The organism is Streptomyces hoynatensis, from assembly GCF_003626535.1.
In the GTDB taxonomy this organism is placed as follows: Bacteria; Actinomycetota; Actinomycetes; order Streptomycetales; family Streptomycetaceae; genus Streptomyces; species Streptomyces hoynatensis.
Window position 1 is genome coordinate 1 of record NZ_RBAL01000027.1, and the last position, 17,317, is coordinate 17,317.

Annotated in this window: 14 protein-coding genes and 1 pseudogene; 5 read left to right on the forward strand and 10 right to left on the reverse strand. The window is 75.9% G+C overall.

The features are described 5' to 3' along the window. The first annotated feature begins 132 nt into the window (after positions 1–132). On the forward strand, positions 133–717 hold the full coding sequence (locus D7294_RS28510; protein WP_120684691.1) for a dihydrofolate reductase family protein: 585 nt from the start codon (positions 133–135) through the stop codon (positions 715–717). A gap of 82 nt (positions 718–799) precedes the next feature. Here the strand turns inward: D7294_RS28510 and D7294_RS28515 are convergent, their stop codons facing one another. Next, positions 800–1,333, reverse strand: a complete 534-nt coding sequence (locus tag D7294_RS28515; protein WP_120684692.1) for a ferritin-like domain-containing protein — start codon at positions 1,331–1,333, stop codon at positions 800–802. A gap of 251 nt (positions 1,334–1,584) precedes the next feature. Between D7294_RS28515 and D7294_RS28520 the strand changes: the two genes are divergently transcribed. Next, positions 1,585–2,061, forward strand: a complete 477-nt coding sequence (locus tag D7294_RS28520) for a hypothetical protein (protein WP_120684693.1) — start codon at positions 1,585–1,587, stop codon at positions 2,059–2,061. 81 nt (positions 2,062–2,142) lie between these two features. Here the strand turns inward: D7294_RS28520 and D7294_RS28525 are convergent, their stop codons facing one another. The 3 genes from D7294_RS28525 to D7294_RS28535 all read right to left on the reverse strand — a co-directional run bounded on the left by D7294_RS28525 (position 2,143) and on the right by D7294_RS28535 (position 7,065). Continuing rightward, positions 2,143–2,982 (reverse strand): inositol monophosphatase family protein, encoded by an 840-nt coding sequence (locus D7294_RS28525; RefSeq protein ID WP_120684694.1) that lies wholly within the window; start codon positions 2,980–2,982, stop codon positions 2,143–2,145. Positions 2,983–3,062: 80 nt separating this feature from the next. Continuing rightward, positions 3,063–4,811, reverse strand: coding sequence for a hypothetical protein (locus D7294_RS28530; RefSeq protein ID WP_147450928.1), 1,749 nt, complete (start codon positions 4,809–4,811; stop codon positions 3,063–3,065). Between the two features lie 451 nt (positions 4,812–5,262). Continuing rightward, positions 5,263–7,065, reverse strand: coding sequence for a gamma-glutamyltransferase family protein (locus tag D7294_RS28535; protein ID WP_120684744.1), 1,803 nt, complete (start codon positions 7,063–7,065; stop codon positions 5,263–5,265). A 124-nt stretch (positions 7,066–7,189) separates the two neighbouring features. Here D7294_RS28535 and D7294_RS28540 point away from each other — a divergent pair, with 124 nt between their 5' ends. Next, entirely contained in the window at positions 7,190–7,966 is a 777-nt protein-coding gene (locus D7294_RS28540; RefSeq protein WP_120684696.1) for an SIR2 family NAD-dependent protein deacylase, read from the forward strand. 130 nt (positions 7,967–8,096) lie between these two features. Here D7294_RS28540 and D7294_RS28545 read toward each other — a convergent pair whose 3' ends face one another. The 4 genes from D7294_RS28545 to D7294_RS28560 all read right to left on the reverse strand — a co-directional run bounded on the left by D7294_RS28545 (position 8,097) and on the right by D7294_RS28560 (position 13,477). Further along, positions 8,097–8,918 (reverse strand): carbohydrate ABC transporter permease, encoded by an 822-nt coding sequence (locus D7294_RS28545; protein WP_120684697.1) that lies wholly within the window; start codon positions 8,916–8,918, stop codon positions 8,097–8,099. A gap of 156 nt (positions 8,919–9,074) precedes the next feature. After that, positions 9,075–10,040: a carbohydrate ABC transporter permease gene (locus D7294_RS28550; RefSeq protein ID WP_241562687.1), complete on the reverse strand. Its 966-nt coding sequence runs from the start codon at positions 10,038–10,040 to the stop codon at positions 9,075–9,077. Positions 10,041–10,070: 30 nt separating this feature from the next. After that, on the reverse strand, positions 10,071–11,327 hold the full coding sequence (locus D7294_RS28555) for an ABC transporter substrate-binding protein (RefSeq protein WP_120684698.1): 1,257 nt from the start codon (positions 11,325–11,327) through the stop codon (positions 10,071–10,073). A 56-nt stretch (positions 11,328–11,383) separates the two neighbouring features. Further along, positions 11,384–13,477, reverse strand: a complete 2,094-nt coding sequence (locus D7294_RS28560; protein ID WP_120684699.1) for a glycoside hydrolase family 127 protein — start codon at positions 13,475–13,477, stop codon at positions 11,384–11,386. 463 nt (positions 13,478–13,940) lie between these two features. On the opposite strand from D7294_RS28560, the gene D7294_RS28565 reads away from it, so the two are divergent. Next, complete coding sequence (locus D7294_RS28565) at positions 13,941–14,924, forward strand: LacI family DNA-binding transcriptional regulator (protein ID WP_120684700.1); 984 nt, start codon at positions 13,941–13,943, stop codon at positions 14,922–14,924. A 30-nt stretch (positions 14,925–14,954) separates the two neighbouring features. Here D7294_RS28565 and D7294_RS28570 read toward each other — a convergent pair whose 3' ends face one another. Then, positions 14,955–15,551: a CGNR zinc finger domain-containing protein gene (locus tag D7294_RS28570; protein WP_120684701.1), complete on the reverse strand. Its 597-nt coding sequence runs from the start codon at positions 15,549–15,551 to the stop codon at positions 14,955–14,957. An 86-nt stretch (positions 15,552–15,637) separates the two neighbouring features. On the opposite strand from D7294_RS28570, the pseudogene D7294_RS28575 reads away from it, so the two are divergent. After that, positions 15,638–16,523 (forward strand): annotated as a pseudogene (locus tag D7294_RS28575) (alpha/beta fold hydrolase). A 170-nt stretch (positions 16,524–16,693) separates the two neighbouring features. On the opposite strand, the gene D7294_RS28580 reads toward D7294_RS28575, so the two are convergent. Further along, positions 16,694–17,191 carry a MarR family winged helix-turn-helix transcriptional regulator gene (locus D7294_RS28580; RefSeq protein ID WP_120684702.1) on the reverse strand — a complete coding sequence of 166 codons (498 nt, stop codon included), beginning with the start codon at positions 17,189–17,191 and terminating at the stop codon, positions 16,694–16,696. Positions 17,192–17,317 lie beyond the last annotated feature (126 nt).

Consider the following 17,317-nt stretch of genomic DNA (forward strand, 5'->3'; position numbering starts at 1 on the left):
AGCGCGCACATCTCAATCAGCAGCCAGGGCGCCCCGGAGAGCCGGACGGCCACTCCTAGTCAGCCACTGAAGGCAAGGACCCATAAGCCACATCCGGCCCTCCCGGGCCGCCCAACAACTTACGGAGCACCCATGAGCCCGAGGCGCGAGGCGAGCAAGGTGGTGGTGTCCATGTCGGTGTCGCTCGACGGCTTCTTCGAGGGCCGGGACGGGGACATCTCCTGGCACCGGGTCGACGAGGAATTGCACCGGCACTTCAACGAGGAGCTGGCCGCCGCAAGCGCCTTCCTCGAAGGGCGCGTCACCCACGAGCTGATGGCGGCCTACTGGCCCACGGCCGACGCGGACCCGGCCAACGCGGGGGCCGTCGCGGAGTTCGCCGCGATCTGGCGCGAGAAGCCCAAGATCGTCTTCTCCCGGAGCCTGCGGCAGGCGAAGTGGAACGCGAGGGTCGCGCACGCCGTGGACGCCGCGGAGATCAGGGCGCTCAAGGAGCGGTCCGCAGGCGACCTGTCGCTCGGCGGCGCGAACCTGGCGGCCGAGTTCGCCCGGCAGGACCTGATCGACGAGTACCGCCTGTACGTCAACCCGGTGCTGCTGGGCGCGGGCCGGCGCCTGTTCCCCGAGGGGCAGGCGCCGCGGAGCCTGGTGCCCGCCGGGACCAGGACGTTCGGGAACGGGGTCGTGCTCCTGCGCTATCTGCGCGGCGAGCGCTGAGCCCCTGCCGGGCGGCGCGGCGCGCCCTTCGGCCGCGCCGGGGACCGGCCGCGCGCGGGGGCCGCGGCCGGCCCGGCGGCCCTCAGATGCCCAGCAGGTCGACCAGGTCGTCGGCGTGCTCCTCCTCCTCTTCGAGGATCGACTCCATCACGCGCCGCGTGGTCGGGTCGTGCTCGCCGAGCCAGCGGATGATCTCCTGGTAGGTGCTGATCACGATGCGCTCGGCGAAGAGGTTGTCCTTCAGCATCCGGTCCAGGTCGCCGTCCGACGGGGTGGTGTAGTCGGTGTGCGCGCGCTGTTCGAGCGTCTTGGGATCGAAGTCGGGGTCGCCGCCCAGCTGGGAGACCCGCTCCGCGGCGCGCAGGGCGTGGTCCATCTCCTCCTTGGCGTGCTCGGTGAACTCGGCCGAGACCTGGGCCCGGTCGATGCCGATGGCGGCGATCGCGTGCCTGGTGTAGCGCAGCCAGCACACCACCTCCGTGGCGATCACGTCGTTGAGCACGGCGATCACCCGCTCCTTGTCCAGGCCGTAGGTCCCGGTGACGGGACCCGCCTCCATGCGCTTGCGGACCTCGTCGCGGATGCGCGTCACGTCGAGCACGAAGTCGTCCGTCATGCTGCTCGCCCCATCTCTCCCCCCGGCCGGTGTGCGTGTCAGCAGCGGACGGTACGAAGGCGGCCACGGGCGCCGGGAGCGGCGCGCCGCGCGCCCAGAGCGCCGACCCCAATGGCCCAGCGACCGCGGGCGCGGCCCTCGCCCGCGAACTGGTGACCAGCATTCACCCCTCCGAGGGATGCCGACGGGCGCCGCGAGGCGGATGCTGTAAGTGCTCAGTCCATCACACGTGGTAATGAGGGGGCCTGGTCGTGACACGCCGGATTTCCGCTGCCCTGGCCGTTCTCGGCCTCTTCGTCCTCTGCTTCCTCGCCTTCGCCGCGCCGGCCGAGGGCTCCGGCTACGGGCTCGGCCTGGCCATCCCCGGCTGGCTGTGCGAGTACGGGGGCGGCGTGGTCCTGGAGGACGGACCCGGCCTGATCTGTGCCGGGGGGAGGTTCGACGGCTGGGAGGTGGCGCCGCTCGCCCGCGAGTGGGGCGGGCCGGGCTTCGGCGGCCTGCCGACCGCGGAGCGGACGGCCGCCGCGGTGCACGCCGCGGTGGCGGCCTGCCACGCCGACCTCCGCGCCGCCCATGCCTGGGCCTGGGCGCGGGCCCGGTGCTGCGGGCCGCAGGCCATGACCGTGCTGCGGCGGGCCGTCGGGACCGTCCTGCCACGGCCACTGGCCGCGGCGGCCTCCCTCGGGCCGTGCCCCCTGCCGATGGCGTTGCCCCCGCTCGCGGCCTGAGGCCCCGGGGGCCGGCCGCCCCGGGCCCGGGCCGCCCGGCGCGGGGACGGAACCCCGGCCACGGCGGCCGGCGGCCGTTCGTCAGGCCCCGCCGGACGGGCCCCGGGCGCCCGCGGTGAGGAGGGACAGGACGCGGTGGGCGGTGCGCGCGTCGCGGGCGGCGGTGAAGGGAAGGGCGTTGCCCCCGGCTATGCGGAAGGGCACGCCTGACGAGGTGAGGTGGGCGCCGCCCGCCTCCTCGACCAGCAGCAGCCCTGCCGCATGGTCCCAGGAGTTCTCCCAGGTGAAGGCGGTGGCGTCCAGCCGGCCCGCGGCCACCGCCAGGTACTCGAGGCCGGCCGCGCCGCAGGGCCGGGGCGCCACGCCCTCCGTCCACAGGGCGGACAGGGCCCGCTTCTGGGCGGGCGTGGTGTAGTCGGGGTGGGAGCAGGCCACCTTGAGCACCCGGCCCTCGGGAGGCGAACCGGCCTGCAGCCGCTCGCCGTTGAGGAAGGCGCCGGCGCCGCGCCCGGCGTGGGCCAGCTGGCCGAGGGCCGGGGCGTGGGTCCAGGAGGCGAGCAGCTCGCCGCGGTGCGCCAGGGCCACGAGCGTGCAGAAGCCGGTCTCGCCGCGGACGAAGGGGCGCGTGCCGTCGATCGGGTCCACGATCCACACCGGCGCGTCACCGCCCAGGGCGCCGTAGACCGCCGGGTCCTCGTGCACCGCCTCCTCGCCGACCACCACCGAGCCGGGCAGCAGTTCCCGCAGGGCGTGCGTGAGCCGCCGCTCCGCCTCGCGGTCGGCCACGGTGACCAGGTCGTGCGGGGCGGTCTTGACCGCCACCTCGCCCTCGGCCAGCCGCCGCCCCCGCGGCATGATGTCCGTCGCGGCGGCCTCGCGCACGGCCGCCTCCGCCCCCGCCAGCAGCTCCTCGTCGATCACCTCCCCATCGAAGCACGCGCCCCCGCGACGGCCGTGGCGGCCCCCGCCGCCCGCGCCCGGGCCGGGCGCTGGCGGCCTCCTCAGGTCGCCACCCCGGCCCGGCGCAGCTCGCTGGTCACCGCGTAGTGGTGGCGCGGCGACACCCGGCGCGCGGCGTCCAGGAGGACGGGGGCCACCGCCCGGGGGTCCTGCGCCGCGGCGCGCGCCGCCTCTTCCGCGCCCCGGGCGCGCACCAGCGAGGAGAGCAGCGTGACCGCCTCCTCCCTGCGCCCGGCCGAGCACAGGCGCGCGGCGATCAGCCCGGCCTCGGCCGCGGGGCGTGCGGCGCCCTGCCGCAGCAGCCGCCCGCAGTCCGCGGCGCGACCGGCCGCCGCCAGCGCCTCGGCCGCGGCGGCCAGTTCGCCCGGCGGCAGGGAGGCCGCCTCCCACAGCAGCGTCGCCACGTCCGCGGCCAGCCCGTGGCGTTCGAGCGCCGCCGCGAGCAGGGGCAGGCGCGCGGCGGGGCCACCTGCCGCCTCGGACAGCAGGACGTGCGCCGCGGCGCTGCTGCCCTCCGCGCGGAGCCGCCGCAGCCGCAGCGCCGTCTCCGCGGCGGCCCGCTCGTGCTCCTCGGCGGACTGCCGCCCGCGCTCCCGGCGTTCGGAACGCTCCCGGCGCCGCGGGGCGTCCGCCCGCAGCGCCCCGGCGAACCGCGAGCCGCTCGGCGGGGGCACCCGCCCGGGCGGCGGGGCGGCCGTGGGCGCCGCGGCGGCCCGCGGCCCGGCCGCCCCGGGGTCCGCCGCCTCCCCGCTCCCGCCGGGCTCGCCGGCCGCGCCGGCGCGGTGTGCCTCGGCGTTGCCGGCCGGCGCGGCATCCTCGGCGGCCGTGGCGAGGCCGGCGAACCTCGCCCCGCGGGGCCGCCGTCGCGCCTGGGGAGGGGCCGCCCCCTCGGACCCGTGCTCCGCGGCGGCCCCCTGCTCCGGCCCGGCCGCCCCCGCGGCGGCGCCCGCCCGCCGCGCCCCGGCCCGCTCCCGGAAGGCGCCCGCCTGCCGCGCGCCGGTCCTCTCGCGCGGGCCGCCGTCCCCCCGCGCCCGCGCATGCCCGGCCGCACCCGCCCCCTCCCGCGCATCCGCCGCCTCCGGCGCGCCCGCCGCCTCCGGCGTGCCGTCGGCCTGCGGCCGGGCCTGGCCGGCGTCCGCCCGCGCCGGCTCCCGGCCCCCGGCCGTCTGCCCGCCCGCCGGGAGGACCGCCTCCCCGCCCGCCGGGTGGGCCTCCCGCCCGGCCCCGAGGCGTGCGGCCGGGCGCTGTCGCGGCCCGTGCGCCGGGGGTAAGGCGGCCAGCCTGGACCGCAGTTCGGCCTGCCTGGCCGCGCAACGCGCCTCGTCGTCCCCGGCCCACTCGCCCAGCGCGGCCAGCCGCCCGGCCGCGGCGGCCCGGCCGGCGCGCAGCGCCTCCCGCCGCGCCGCGGCCAGTTCCTCCCGCCGCGCCCGGGCCGCCAGGGCGGCACGGTCGAGCCCGGCCAGCCGCGCCGCGAGCGCCGCGCCCGCGCCCGGCAGCGCATCCTGGGCGCGCGTCACCGCCTCGTACGCCTGCCTGAGTCGTCCCGCGGCCTCTTCGGCCGCCTCCTGACCCCGCGCCATGGCCAGGTCCCCCACCAGGTCGGCGACCACGTCCCAGGGCGGCAGCTCCCGCCCGGCGAGCCACGCCGCCAGCCCCTCCGACTCCCGGCCGGCGAAGGCCCCGTACCAGCCCACCGCCGGATCCAGGCCCGCCACGACGGCGCGCAGTCCCGCCGCGAAGGCGGCCGTCCCGGCCGTGACATCCCGCGGGAGCATGGGCACATCTGCCATGGCCGCTACTGAAGCCAAGCCGTGTTACGAGACGTGTTTCCGGTTGGCTACGGCGAGTTTTCACGGCGCCGATTTCCGGCCCTCGCCCGCGGCCCCCGCACCGGCCGCCCACCGGTCCTCCACCGATCCGCGACGCCTTCGCGGTGCCTTCGCGGTGCCTTCGCGGCGCCTTCGCGGCGCCTTCGCGGCGCCTCCCGGACGTCTCCTCCGTACTTCTCCGTACGTGCCGATGCCCCCTCGGCGCCGCTTCCGCGCGCCCCTTCCGCGCGCCCTCGGCCGGGCCAAGGGACGACTCCCCGGCGCCGGGCCGGGTCCCGAGCCCCGCGGCGTGAACTCCCCGGCCCGCCCGGCCCGCCCGGCCTCCCGGGGCCACCGGCCCGGAGTCCGGGGCCGGCCCACGCCCCGGTTCCGGCCGCGAGGTTGCCGGGCCGGGGCGTGGGCTCCGCGTGGGTCAGCGGCCGACGGCGTACCCCTGCATCCCCCTGGGGTTGGCGGCGGCGGCCAGCACGCCGGTCTCCGGGTCGCGGGCCACCGCACACAGGCGGCCCTCGGTCCAGGGCCCGGCCACCGTCACCTCGTGGCCACGGCGCCGCAGCTCCTCGACGGCCGCCTCGCCGATCCGCGACTCCACGGTGACGCTGCCCGGCCGGCTCTCGCGCGGATAGAAGGAGGAGGGATGGTTGTCGTGGTGCCAGTTCGGGGCGTCGATCGCGCCCTGGAGGTCGAGCGCGCCGCGCACCGGGGAACGCAGCACCGCGGCCACGAAGAAGTGCAGCTGCCACTGGTCCTGCTGGTCGCCGCCCGGGGTGCCGAAGGCGAGCACCGCCTCGCCGTCCCGCAGCGCCAGCGAGGGGCTCAGCGTGGTGCGCGGGCGGCGGCCCGGCGTCAGCGAGGTCGGCAGGCCCTCCTCCAGCCAGGTCATCTGCAGCCGCGTGCCGAGCGGGAAGCCGAGCCCCGGTATCACCGGGCTCGACTGGAGCCAGCCGCCGCTCGGCGTGGCGCTGATCATGTTGCCCCAGCGGTCCACCACGTCCACGTGGCAGGTGTCGCCCCTGGTCTCGCCGTTGAACGCGACCGTCGGCTCGCCCGAGCCGACGAGGTCCTGCGGCAGGGCGGCGTGGTCGCGCTTCCCGGCGTGCGTGCTCAGCCGCGGCTCGCGCCCCCCGGGGCGGCCGGGCCGCAGCTCGTGCGAGGCCGTCTCGCCGATCAGCGCGCGGCGTTCGGCGTTGTACTCGGGGGAGAGCAGCACGTCCACCGGGACCTCGGCCGCGTCGCCGTACCAGGCCTCGCGGTCGGCGAGCGCCAGCTTTCCGCCCTCGATCAGCGCGTGCAGGTACGCGGGGGTGCCCAGGTCGGCGGCGTCGATTCCCGCGTCGAGCAGCGCGAGTTGCTGCGGCAGGACCGGGCCCTGGCTCCAGGGGCCCGCCTTGCACACGGTCCAGCCGCGCCAGTCGTAGCGGACGGGCTCCTCGTAGCCCGCCGACCAGTTCACCAGGTCGTCCCCGGTCAGCACCCCGGCGTGCCGCTCGCCCGAGGAGTCCATCGCGGGGGTCGCGGCGTGCCGGGCGATGGCCTCGCCGATGAAGCCCTCCCGCCACACCCGCCTGGCCGCCTCGATCCGCGCCTCCCGCCCGCCGGGCCCGGGGGCCGCGGCGGAGACCTCCCGCAGCAGCCGCCGCCAGGTCGCGGCGAGCGCGGGGTTGCGCAGCAGGCCGCCGGGGGCGGGGGGCTGACCGCCGGAGAGGTAGATCTCGGCGGATGAGGTCCACTCGGTCTCGAACAGCTCGCGCACCACGCCGACGCTGCGCCCGATCCCCTCCACGGCCGGGTGGCCGCCCTCGGCGTAGCCGATCGCCGCGTCGAGGACCTCGGTCAGCTCCTTGGTGCCGTGGTCGCGCAGCAGCAGCAGCCAGGCGTCGAACGCGCCGGGGACCACGGCGGCCAGCGGCCCGGTGCCGGGAACCAGTTCGAGCCCGAGCGAGGTGTAGTGGTCGATGGTGGCCCCGGCGGGGGCCGGGCCCTGCCCGCACAGCACCCGGACCTGCCCGCCGGCCGGGGCGATGATCATGGGCACGTCCCCGCCGGGCCCGTTGAGGTGTGGCTCCACGACGTGCAGCACGAAGGCCGCCGCCGTGGCCGCGTCGTAGGCGTTGCCGCCCCGTTCCAGCATCGCCATCGCCGACTGCGAGGCGAGCCAGTGGGTGCTGGAGACCATGCCGAAGGTGCCCTGCAGGGTGGGCCGGGTGGTGAACATGCGCCGGAGCATACGCTTTTCGTACGACATCGGACGAGGGGGGACGTCTCACCGGGCGGGGCCGCCCCACCGGCCGGGCGTCCCAGGGGCCGCCGGGCGGGGCGGCGGCGCCTACCCTCTTCCCATGACGACACAGGAGGGGGCCCGCCGCCCGCTGGTGGCGATCCTCAGCGGCGCCGGCGTCTCCACGGACTCCGGGGTGCCCGACTACCGGGGGCCGAACGGCCTGTGGCGGCGCGATCCCGAGGCCGAAAAGCTGGTGACCTACGAGTGCTACATGAACGACCCGGAGATCCGCCGCCGCTCCTGGCTGATGCGGCGCGACAGCCCCGCGCTGCGGGCCGAGCCCAACGCGGCGCACGCGGCCGTGGCCCGGCTGGCGAGGTCCGGGATTCCGGTGCGGGTCGTCACGCAGAACGTGGACGGGCTGCACCAGGCCGCCGGGCTGCCGGAGCGCAAGGTGCTGGAACTCCACGGCTCCGCGCGCTCCGTGGTGTGCACCGGCTGCGGGGCGCGTTCCCCCATGGCCGAGGCGCTGGCCAGGGTGGCGGCGGGGGAGCCCGACCCGGCGTGCGCGCACTGCGGGGGCATCCTGAAGTCGGCGACCGTGATGTTCGGCGAGCGGCTCGACCCCGAGGTGCTCGGGCAGGCCCTCGCCGTCGCCCGGGCCTGCGACATCCTCATCGCCGTGGGGACCAGCCTCCAGGTGCAGCCCGCCGCCTCGCTCGCCCCGCTGGCGGCCGGCCACGGCGCCCGGCTGATCATCGTCAACGCCGAGCCGACCCCGTACGACGACTTGGCGGACGAGGTGATCCGCGAGCCGATCGGCCGGGCGCTGCCCGCGCTGCTGGAGCGGATCGCGGCGGGCCGGACGGGCCCGCGAGAGCAGCAGCCCGGCTGACCCCCGCCCGCGGCCCCCTCACCTGCCCCGGCCCGGGCGGCACCCCCGGCCCGAAGGGCGCCCGCGCGGGCGGCGCGCCCCGGGCCCGCGGGCGGCCGGCGCCCCTCACCTCACCGCGGCCCGGCGCCCCTCACTTCACCGAGCCCGCGACCAGGCCGCGTACGTAATAGCGTTGCAGGATCAGAAAGATGACCGCGCAGGGCACCATGGTCACCAGCACGCCCGCCTCCAGCACGCCCCAGTCGATGGTGCCCAGCTGCCCCGAGGCCAGCACCGTCAGGAAGATCGGCAGGGTGAACTTCGCCTCGTCCGACAGCAGGACGAGCGCGGCCAGGAACTCGTTCCACGCCGAGAAGAACGCGAAGAGCGCCACCGACACCGCCCCCGGGCGCACGACCGGCAGCAGCACCCGCCACAGCGAGGAGAGGGTGGAACAGCCGTCGATCTGCGCCGACTCCGGCAGCGCCCTGGGTATCTGCTCGAAGGAGTTGCGCATGAGGAACACCGAGATCGGCAGCTGGAAGGTCGCGTAGACGAAGACGAGGCCGATCAGCGAGTTCTGCAGGTGCAGGAAGCGCAGGACCATGTACAGCGGCGTCAGGATCGCCTGGAACGGGATCATCATGCACAGCAGCACCGTCCCGAACAGCGCGCTGCGCAGCGGGAAGCGGAAGCGGGCGAAGCCGTACCCGGCGAGCGTGCTGACGGTCACGGTCAGCAGCACGGTGCCCAGGGAGACCAGCAGCGAGTTCCACACGTAACGCCACAGGCCCTCGCGGCTGTCGGCCAGCGCCTCGAAGTTCTCCGTGGAGATGCCGTGGGGCAGGTAGGCGGGCGGACTTGCGGCCGCGGCCTGCGGGGTCTTGACGACGGTGACGAGCAGCGCGACCAGCGGCAGCAGGAACATGACGGCGATCAGCGAGCAGACCGTCCACCAGGCCCAGGCGGGCATCCGGCCCCGGCCCGCGCCCGCGCGCCGCCCGGGCCCGCCCCGCCCCCCGGTGCCGCCTCCCCCTGTGCTCTCCCCGTCTCCCGGCGTGCCTTCCCCTCGGCTGCGCCGGCCTCGGGCCGTGGTGTTCAGCGCGGTGGCGGACATGAGTTCTCCCGATCAGTCGCGTTCGCGGAGGAGGTAGAGCTGGACGCCGTTGATCGCCATCAGCAGCGCGAGGAGCAGCACGGACAGCGCGGAGCCGTAGCCGAGCTGGAAGTTCGCGAAGGAACTGTTGTAGATCCACTGCACGACGGTGAGGGTCTCGTTGCCAGGTCCGCCGCCGGTCATGATGTAGAACTGCTCGAACGCCAGCATCGAACCCGACACCGAGAAGACCAGCACCAGCGCGATGTGGCGCCGCAGCAGCGGCAGCGTGATCCGCAACAGCGTGGACCAGCGGCCCGAACCGTCCATCAGGGCCGCCTCGTTGACCTCGTCGGGGATGGACTGGAGCCCCGCCATCAGCAGCAGCATCTGGAAGCCGACGACCTTCCACACGACCATCGCCAGCACGGCGGTGGTGGCGCTGTCCGCCGCGTTCATCCACTGGACGGGCGCGTCGCTCAGGTGCAGGTCCACCAGCACCCGGTCCACGAAGCCCACCGAGGAGTCGAAGAGCCACAGGAACAGGTAGGCCGCCGAGGCGAAGCCGAAGACGTACGGCAGGAACCACACGGTCCGGAAGAGCCCCACCCCGCGCCGCCGGTCCCGCACCAGGTACGCAAGGCCGAGGCCGGTGACGAGCAGCAGCGGCGTGATGATCACCGTGTAGAGCACGGTGTAGTCCAGCGCGTTGCGGAAGGTGCGGTCGCCCGGGATCGCCAGATAGTTGTCGAGGCCGGTCCACTCCGGGCTGCCGAGCAGCGGCCACGTGTGCAGGGACATCCACACCGTCAGGCACAGCGGGGCCAGGAAGAACACCGCGACCAGCAGCAGGGCCGGGCTGATCAGCAGCAGGCCGGTCAGGGAGCGCCTCCTGGCCAGCCCGCCCCTGGCCGGCCCGCCCCTGGCCCACGCGCCGCGGCGCGCCCGGCGCGGGCGGCCCACGCCGGCGGCGCCCGGGCCTTGGGAAATGGCAGTCATCGCGTCGTCTCCCTGCGTCCACTCCCGCGCTCAGCCGCGGGACAGGATGTTGGCCATGTCGTCCTGTGCCTGCGCGACCGCGTGCGCGACGCTGTCCGGGTCCTCCCCGAACACGCTCTGCGCGATCATGGTCGCCCACGGCGAGGTGCCGGCGTTGAACAGCGCGTTCTCCTGCACGCTGCGCACCGTGCGCCCGTTCACCAGCGCCTGCGCCAGCGCCGCGTACTCCGGGCCGCGTTCGCTGTACGCCCCGAGCGCGACGTCGGTGTGCACCGGCACCGGGCCGGACTCGGAGATCATCTGCTGCGTCCGCGGGCTCACCGCCCAGCTCAGGAACGTCCAGGCGGCGTCCTGGTGGTCCGAGTCGCTGGTGATCGCGATGTCGTCGCCCCCGGCGAAGGAGGAGCCGCCGCCCTCGGGACCGGGAATGGGCGTGACCCCGAAGTCCAGGTCCGGGTAGGTGGTGTGGATCTCGTCCACCGCGAAGGAGCCCGTCGCGTACATCCCCACCCGCCCGCCGCCGAACAGGGTCAGCGCCTGCGCCCCGGTGTCCGCCGCGGACTGCGGGGTCATCAGCCCCTCCCGCCACATCGTCCGGTACAGCTCCAGGGCCTGCGCCACGGCCGGGTCCTCGCCGACCACCGGGCGCTCCGCCCCCGCCTCGCCCTCCACGACCTGGCCGCCGGCCGCCCAGACGAACGGCGCCAGGGTGAAGATGTTGCAGCCGCCGCACCGGCCGGAGAAGTGGTAGCCGTGGTAGTCCTCGCCGAGCCCGCTGATCCGCCGCGCCGCGTCGAGGAACTCCTCCCAGGTGCCCGGCGGCCGCTCGGGATCGAGCCCGGCCCGGCGGAACAGGTCCTTGTTGTAGAACATCACCGAGGCGTCCCCGGTGAACGGCAGGGCGTAGCGCCGGTTTTCGTACAGCCCCTGGTCCAGGTGGGTGCGGCTGAGCCGGCCGAGCTCGGCCAGGCCGGCGGCGCGGTCGGTGATGTCCGCGAGCACGCCCGAGGACGCGAAGAAGGGCACGTACACGAGGTCGATGGAGGCCAGGTCGGGGCCCGCGCCGCTGGCGACGGCCACGCCGAGCTTCTGCACGTAGTTCCCCGAGGGCAGCAGCGTCAGCTCCACCCGCACGTCCGGGTGCTCCCGGTTGAAGGCCTCCACCACCGTGTCCATGAAGCCCGCCTGGTCGGAACGCGCCCACATGCTGAGCGTCACGGGGCCGCCCGCCCGCCCGCCGTCCCCGCCGCAGCCGGCCGCGGTCGCGGTCAGGACGGCGCAGATCACGAGCGCCAGCAGCGCCCGTATACCCCGGCGGCGCGGTGGGCGGCGCGGCCCCCGGCTCACCGCTCGCGCCCGTCCGCCGCTGCCGGCCGCTCACCGGGCCCGCCCGCCACCGGGAGCCACACCCGCATCGGGCCGTGCTCCCGGTGCCCCCACAGGTGGTAGGGGACGGCGGTGAACGTGCGTGCCTCTCCCGCGCCGGCCGCGGGGGCGCCCGCGGGGCGGTAGGGCCACCAGCCGCCGCCCGGGGCGGGCGGCCGCAGCTCGCCCTCGGCGTGCACCGCGACGATCCCGCCCAGCAGCCCTGGCTCCTCGCTCTCGCGCAGCGGCGCCCCCGGGTCCAGGCGCAGGTCGTCCAGGGCGGTGCCCTCCGGGTGCCCGGCGCGTTCCACGCAGTACACCAGCGGGCCGCGCTCGATGGCCAGGCAGCCGCGGAGCGCGTCGGCGCGCGGCGGGGGGCTGGTCAGCCGCGGCGCCAGCGCCTCCCCGAGGTCGAGTTCCACCACCTCGCCCGGCCGCCAGGCGCGCCGGAGGCGCAGCCAGCCGTCCCGCTCCGCCGCCGCGTCCACCGGCTCGCCCGCCACGCTCGCCCGCCAGCGCCCGGCCGCCCACTCCGGGACGCGCAGGGTCAGCGTCCACGCGCCGCCCTCGCCCGGGGTGCCGGTCACCGTGACGCGGACCAGGCCGCGCCAGGGGTAGTCGGTGCTCACCTCGACGGCCGGGCCGTCCGCCAGGCCGAAGCTCCCGGTGGCGTACTGGTGCAGGACCAGGCCCTCGGCGTCGCCCGCCGCCAGGTAGTGCGGCAGCGAGGCGAGCAGCCGCATGACGTTCGGCGGGCAGCAGGCGCAGTGGAACCAGCGGGTGCGGAAGGCCCCGCGGTCCCCGCTGCGTGGCACGTAACGGTCGCGCACCTGCAGCGGGTTGACGTAGGAGTAGTGCTCCCCGTCCAGGGAGACCCCGGAGAGGAAGCCGTTGAGGAGCACCCGCTCCATGTGGTCGGCGTAGCGGGCGCGGCCGGTGGCCAGCAGCAGCCGCCAGCTGAGCATGACCGCGGCGATCGCCGCGCAGGTCTCCGTGTAGGCACGTTCCGACGGCAGCTCGTACGCGTCGCCGAACGCCTCGTCGGTGTGCCGGGAGCCGAGCCCGCCGGTGAGGTACGACTTGCTCGCGGCCATGTCCTCCCACAGCCGCTCGCAGGCGGCGAGGAGTTCCCCGTCCCCGGTCTCGGCCGCCACGTCGGCGGCGCCGGCCAGGAGGTACAGCTGGCGGACGGCGTGCCCGGCGACCTCCGTGGCCTCGGTGATCGGGGCGTGGTCCTGCCAGTAGCGGTTGCCGAAGCCGCCGGGCGGCAGCAGGCCGTGGCCCCGGCGGTCGACGAAGTAGCGGGCCAGGTCGAGGTAACGCCGCTCGCCGGTGCAGCGGTAGAGCTCCACGAGCGCGGTCTCGATCTCGGGGTGCCCGCAGACGCCGTCGATCCGGCCCTCGCCGCGGCCGAAGACGGAGTCGATGTGGTCGGCGAACCGCCGGGCGATGCCGAGGAGTTCGGTGCGGCCCGTGGCCCGCGCGTCGGCGACGGCGGCCTGGATGAGGTGCCCGGCGCAGTACAGCTCGTGGCCCCAGTTCAGCTCCTGCCAGCGGCGCTCGGGGCGCACCACCTGGTAGTAGGACTGCAGGTAGCCGCCCTCCTCCTGGGCCTCGGCGAGCAGTCCGATCACCTCGGCGGAACGGGCGGTGAGCCGCTCGGCCTCGGCGTCGTCCGTGTCCGGGTCGCCCAGCTGCCAGGCCACCGCCTCCAGCCACTTGTGCACGTCGGAGTCGAGGAACGGCAGGTCGTTGACGTAGTCGGCGGGGCCGGGCGCTTCGGCCGCGTCCGCCGGGCCGCCCGCCGAACCCTCTGCCCGGCCGTCCCCGGGGCCGTCCGCGGCGCCCCGCCTGGCGGCGCGGGCGGCCAGGCGCAGGTTGTGCAGGTTGCCCGCCTCGGCCAGGCGGTCGTAGCCGCCGGGGATGCTCGTCGCGGCGTTCACCGATCGGCGGGCGGCCCACAGCCCGCCGGTGATCGTGGCGTGCGCGGCCGGGCGCAGGGCCAGGCCGGCCGCGCCGGTCGCCACGAGCGGGCCGGGGGCGGAGGTGGTGCGGTGGGGCGTGCGGGGCATGAAGGGGGCTCCCTGGGTGGTCCTTGGGTGTGCGGGGGAGGGCGCCGAGGCGGGCGCGGCTCTGCTGCTCGGCTCGCCTCGAAGGCAAATGAGGAAAACGGTTGCCTTCGTGGTTCGCCTGGAATCTAGGCCCGGCTCAAGCGGCAGGTCAAGGGGTGTGCACGGGTGGAGTATGATCGTTCCACGTTCAGCGGCGCGTTCGCCGCGCACGGGACCCGGGAGCACGGATGCCGGGGAGCGTGGTGAGCGGGTGGGATGAGGAAAAGGTTTGTCCAAGCCGGAAGTCACCGAGTCAGGGCCGGGAGCCGGGCCGGCGCCCGCGCCCGCGCCGGATGCCGGGCGTGACGCGGGCCGGGACGCCGGGCCGGCCGGCCGCGCGGGGTCAAAGGCCCCGGAAGCGCCCGGCGGGGCGGAGGAGGCGGGCCGGGAGCGTGCCAGGGGCAGGGGCGGGCGCCAGGCCCGGGTGACGATCGCGGACGTCGCGGCGCTCGCCGGGGTGTCCGTCGGCACCGCATCCAAGGCCCTGAACAACCGGGGCAAGCTCCGCCAGGAGACCCGTGCCCGGGTGGCCGACGCGGCGCGGCAACTCGGCTTCCGGCCCAACGAGATGGCGCGCAGCCTGCTCAGCGGGCGCAGCTTCACCGTCGGCCTGCTCACCACCGACCACGTGGGCCGCTTCAGCCTCCCGGTGCTGCTCGGCGCCGAGGACGCGCTGGGTGCCGGGGAGATCTCCGTCTTCCTGTGCGACACCAGGGGCGACGCCATCCGGGAGCGCCACCACCTGTCGGCCCTGGCCTCCCGGCGGGTGGACGGCATCATCGTCACCGGGCGCCGCACCGACAGCCGTCCCCCGTTGCGGCAGTTCCTCGACGTGCCCGTCGTCTACGCCATGGCCCCCTCCGAGGACCCGCGGGACGTGTCGGTGGTGCCGGACGAGTGGCAGGGCGCCCGGGAGGGGGTGCGCCACCTCATCGCGGCCGGGCGCACCCGCATCGCGCACATCACGGGCCCGGCCAGGCACCACTCCGCGCAGGTGCGCGCCGCCGCCTTCCGGGAGACCCTCGCCGAGGCGGGGCTGCGCCCGGCCGGCGGGGAGGTCATGTTCGGCGAGTGGAACGAGCCCTGGGGGAGGCAGGCCGTGCGGCACGTGCTGCACGCCGAGCCGCGCTGCGACGCGCTGTTCTGCGGCAGCGACCAGATCGCCAGGGGCGCGGCCGACGGCCTGCGCGAGATGGGGGTCGACGTCCCCGGCGACATCGCCCTCGTCGGCTTCGACAACTGGGACGTCATGTCCACGGCCTGCCGCCCGCCGCTGACCACCGTGGACATGGAACTGGGCGAACTCGGCCGCGTCGCCGCGATGTCCCTGCTGGAGGCGATCGAGGGCCGCGCCCGGCCCGGCGTCCGCCGCCTGCCCTGCCGCCTGGTGATCCGCGACTCCACCTGAGCCGCGCCGCCCCCGGCGGGCCCGCCCCCCTCAGGCCCGGGGGTCCCCGCCGGTGGGCGCGGGCCGGTGCCGCCGGTAGTAGCGGGCCACGCGGGCGCGGTTGCCGCATCGCGCGGCCGAGCACCACCGGCGCCGCGGGTGGGCGGGCAGGAACAGCAGCACGCAGTCCCCGGCCGCGCACTCCCTGACCCGCGCGGCGCCGGGACCGGCCAGCAGGTCGGCCGTGGCCTCGGCGAACACCGCCGCCAGCACCGTGCCCAGGGGACCCGTGCGCCGCGCGGTGGCCGTCACCGCCCTTCCGTCCCAGGCGAGTTCGCGGATCGCGGGCGCCTCGCGCTGGGCGGAGGTCAGGCCGCGCAGGGCCGGGGCCGGCGGCGCGTTCCCCGCCAGCAGGGCGCGCACCGCCGCCTCGGCGTCCGCGCGCACCGCGTGGACCGCCGCGAGGTCGCCCGGTCCCGGCGTGGCGCCCCGGATCTCCGCGGGCAGCCGGTCCTCCTCCAGGGACAGCCACGCGGCCAGCAGCGCCGGGGTGCCGATCAGGTCGGCGCGGCCGCCGGCCTCCGCCGGACGGGTGTTGATCAGGTCCAGGGCCAGGGGCTCGCCAGTCAGCGGTTCACGCTCCTCCACGCCGACTAATGCTACCTGTGGTGATTGACACGTTAGCTGCCCCGGGTTATGACTAATGCATCTTCTCGCCTAGGAAGCATGTGACAATGTCGGCCGGCACCGAATCCGCCGTGGCCCTTCCCGCGGTCACCGCTCACCGCCGCGTCACCGTCGAGGGGGTGGAGGTCTTCTACCGGGAGTCCCTGCCGGATCGCGCGGACGCCCCCGTCCTGCTGCTCCTGCACGGCTTTCCCTCGGCCTCACACCAGTTCCGCCGCCTGATGGACGCCCTCGGCCGGCGCTACCGGCTCCTCGCCCCCGACTACCCCGGCTTCGGGCACACCCGCGCCCCCGAGGGCTTCGTCCACACCTTCGACGGGCTCGCCGACGTCGTCGAGGGCTTCACCGACCGCCTGGGGCTGCGCCGGTACGCGCTCTACGTCTTCGACTTCGGCGCCCCCGTCGGCTTCCGCCTCGCCCTGCGCCACCCGGAGCGCGTCACCGGCCTGATCGTGCAGAACGGCAACGCCTACGAGGAGGGGCTCTCGGCCGACGCGCGCACCGTGCTCGCCGGCGACGGCCCGGGGGCCGAGCGGGCGGTGCTCGACCTGCTCACCCCGGACGCCACCCGCGCCCAGTACGAGACCGGCACCGCCGACCCCGCGCTCGTCGCCCCCGAGGGCTGGCTGCTCGACCAGTGGTTCCTGGAGCGGCCGGGGCGGCAGCGCGCCCAGCTGGCGCTGTTCCGGGACTACCGGAACAACATCGCGGCCTATCCGGACTGGCAGGCGTGGCTGCGCCGGCACCGCCCGCCGGCGCTGATCGTCTGGGGCACCGGAGACCCCTTTCCTCGAACCCGGCGCCCGCGCCTACCTGCGCGACCTGCCGGACGCGGAACTCCACCTCTTCGCGACCGGCCACTTCGCCCTGGAGGATCACCTCCCGGCCATCGCCCCGCTGATCGCCGGCTTCCTGGACCGGCTCCCCGGCTGAGCCGCCGGGACGGGCGATCCCGGCCGCTCAGTCCTCCCTACCTTGTTGATCGGGATGAGCGAGCCATTCGTAGGGTTGGCTCACCCAGGGGGCCCGGGTGTGGCTTTCAGTCCTCTGCCGTCCGTGGCTGCGCAGGATTTGCCGCCCGGCCCCCACGACGACTCGGCTGCTCATTGGGAATCCCGTTCCTCCGCGACGGCGGCCTCGTAGGCGAGCAGCGTGTCCACGAACATCCGCCGCTGCTCCGGCGTCAGCGGTCCGAGGGCCCGGCGCCAGGCGGCGGCGCCCGGGGCCAGCCAGGCGGCGATGGCGGGCCGCTTCTCCTCGGTGATGCTGACGATGCGGCGCCGCCGGTCGGACTCGTCCTCGCGGCGTTCGAGTACGCCCTTCCTGCTGAGTTCGCCGACCATCAGGCTCACCGTCGTCGGGGCGACCTCAAGGCGCTCGGCCAGGCCGTTCACGGTCATCGGCCCGTCCACGAGCAGGTAGGACAGCAGGGACAGGTGCCGGGGGGCCAGCGCGAGCGAGTCGAGTTCCCCGGGCACCCTGATCCGCTTCGCCCGCCCGACGATGCGGGGCATGAGCAGGAGCAGCGCCCTGACGGCATCCTCCACGGTCGGCCCCGGCGCCCTCCCGCCGTCCCGCCCGCCCGGTTCCCGCGTTGACATCACGCCCGCCCTCACTTACCTTTGCGATCAAAGAGACTTTGCTGTCAAAGATGTTTTGCCGATAAAGGTGAATGGGCTCTTCATCGTAGCCAGCAGAGAAGAGCAGCAGGAGGAGAGGGGAGTCCC

Bases quoted from the DNA above. Each gene is read 5' to 3' on its own strand.
- D7294_RS28540 (WP_120684696.1), top strand. From the start codon at position 7,190: ATGACGACACAGGAGGGGGCCCGCCGCCCGCTGGTGGCGATCCTCAGC.
- D7294_RS28535 (WP_120684744.1), bottom strand. From the start codon at position 7,065: ATGTTCACCACCCGGCCCACCCTGCAGGGCACCTTCGGCATGGTCTCC.
- D7294_RS28530 (WP_147450928.1), bottom strand. From the start codon at position 4,811: ATGGCAGATGTGCCCATGCTCCCGCGGGATGTCACGGCCGGGACGGCC.
- D7294_RS28510 (WP_120684691.1), top strand. From the start codon at position 133: ATGAGCCCGAGGCGCGAGGCGAGCAAGGTGGTGGTGTCCATGTCGGTG.
- D7294_RS28560 (WP_120684699.1), bottom strand. From the start codon at position 13,477: ATGCCCCGCACGCCCCACCGCACCACCTCCGCCCCCGGCCCGCTCGTG.
- D7294_RS28550 (WP_241562687.1), bottom strand. From the start codon at position 10,040: ATGACTGCCATTTCCCAAGGCCCGGGCGCCGCCGGCGTGGGCCGCCCG.
- D7294_RS28545 (WP_120684697.1), bottom strand. From the start codon at position 8,918: ATGCCCGCCTGGGCCTGGTGGACGGTCTGCTCGCTGATCGCCGTCATG.
- D7294_RS28515 (WP_120684692.1), bottom strand. From the start codon at position 1,333: ATGACGGACGACTTCGTGCTCGACGTGACGCGCATCCGCGACGAGGTC.
- D7294_RS28580 (WP_120684702.1), bottom strand. From the start codon at position 17,191: ATGTCAACGCGGGAACCGGGCGGGCGGGACGGCGGGAGGGCGCCGGGG.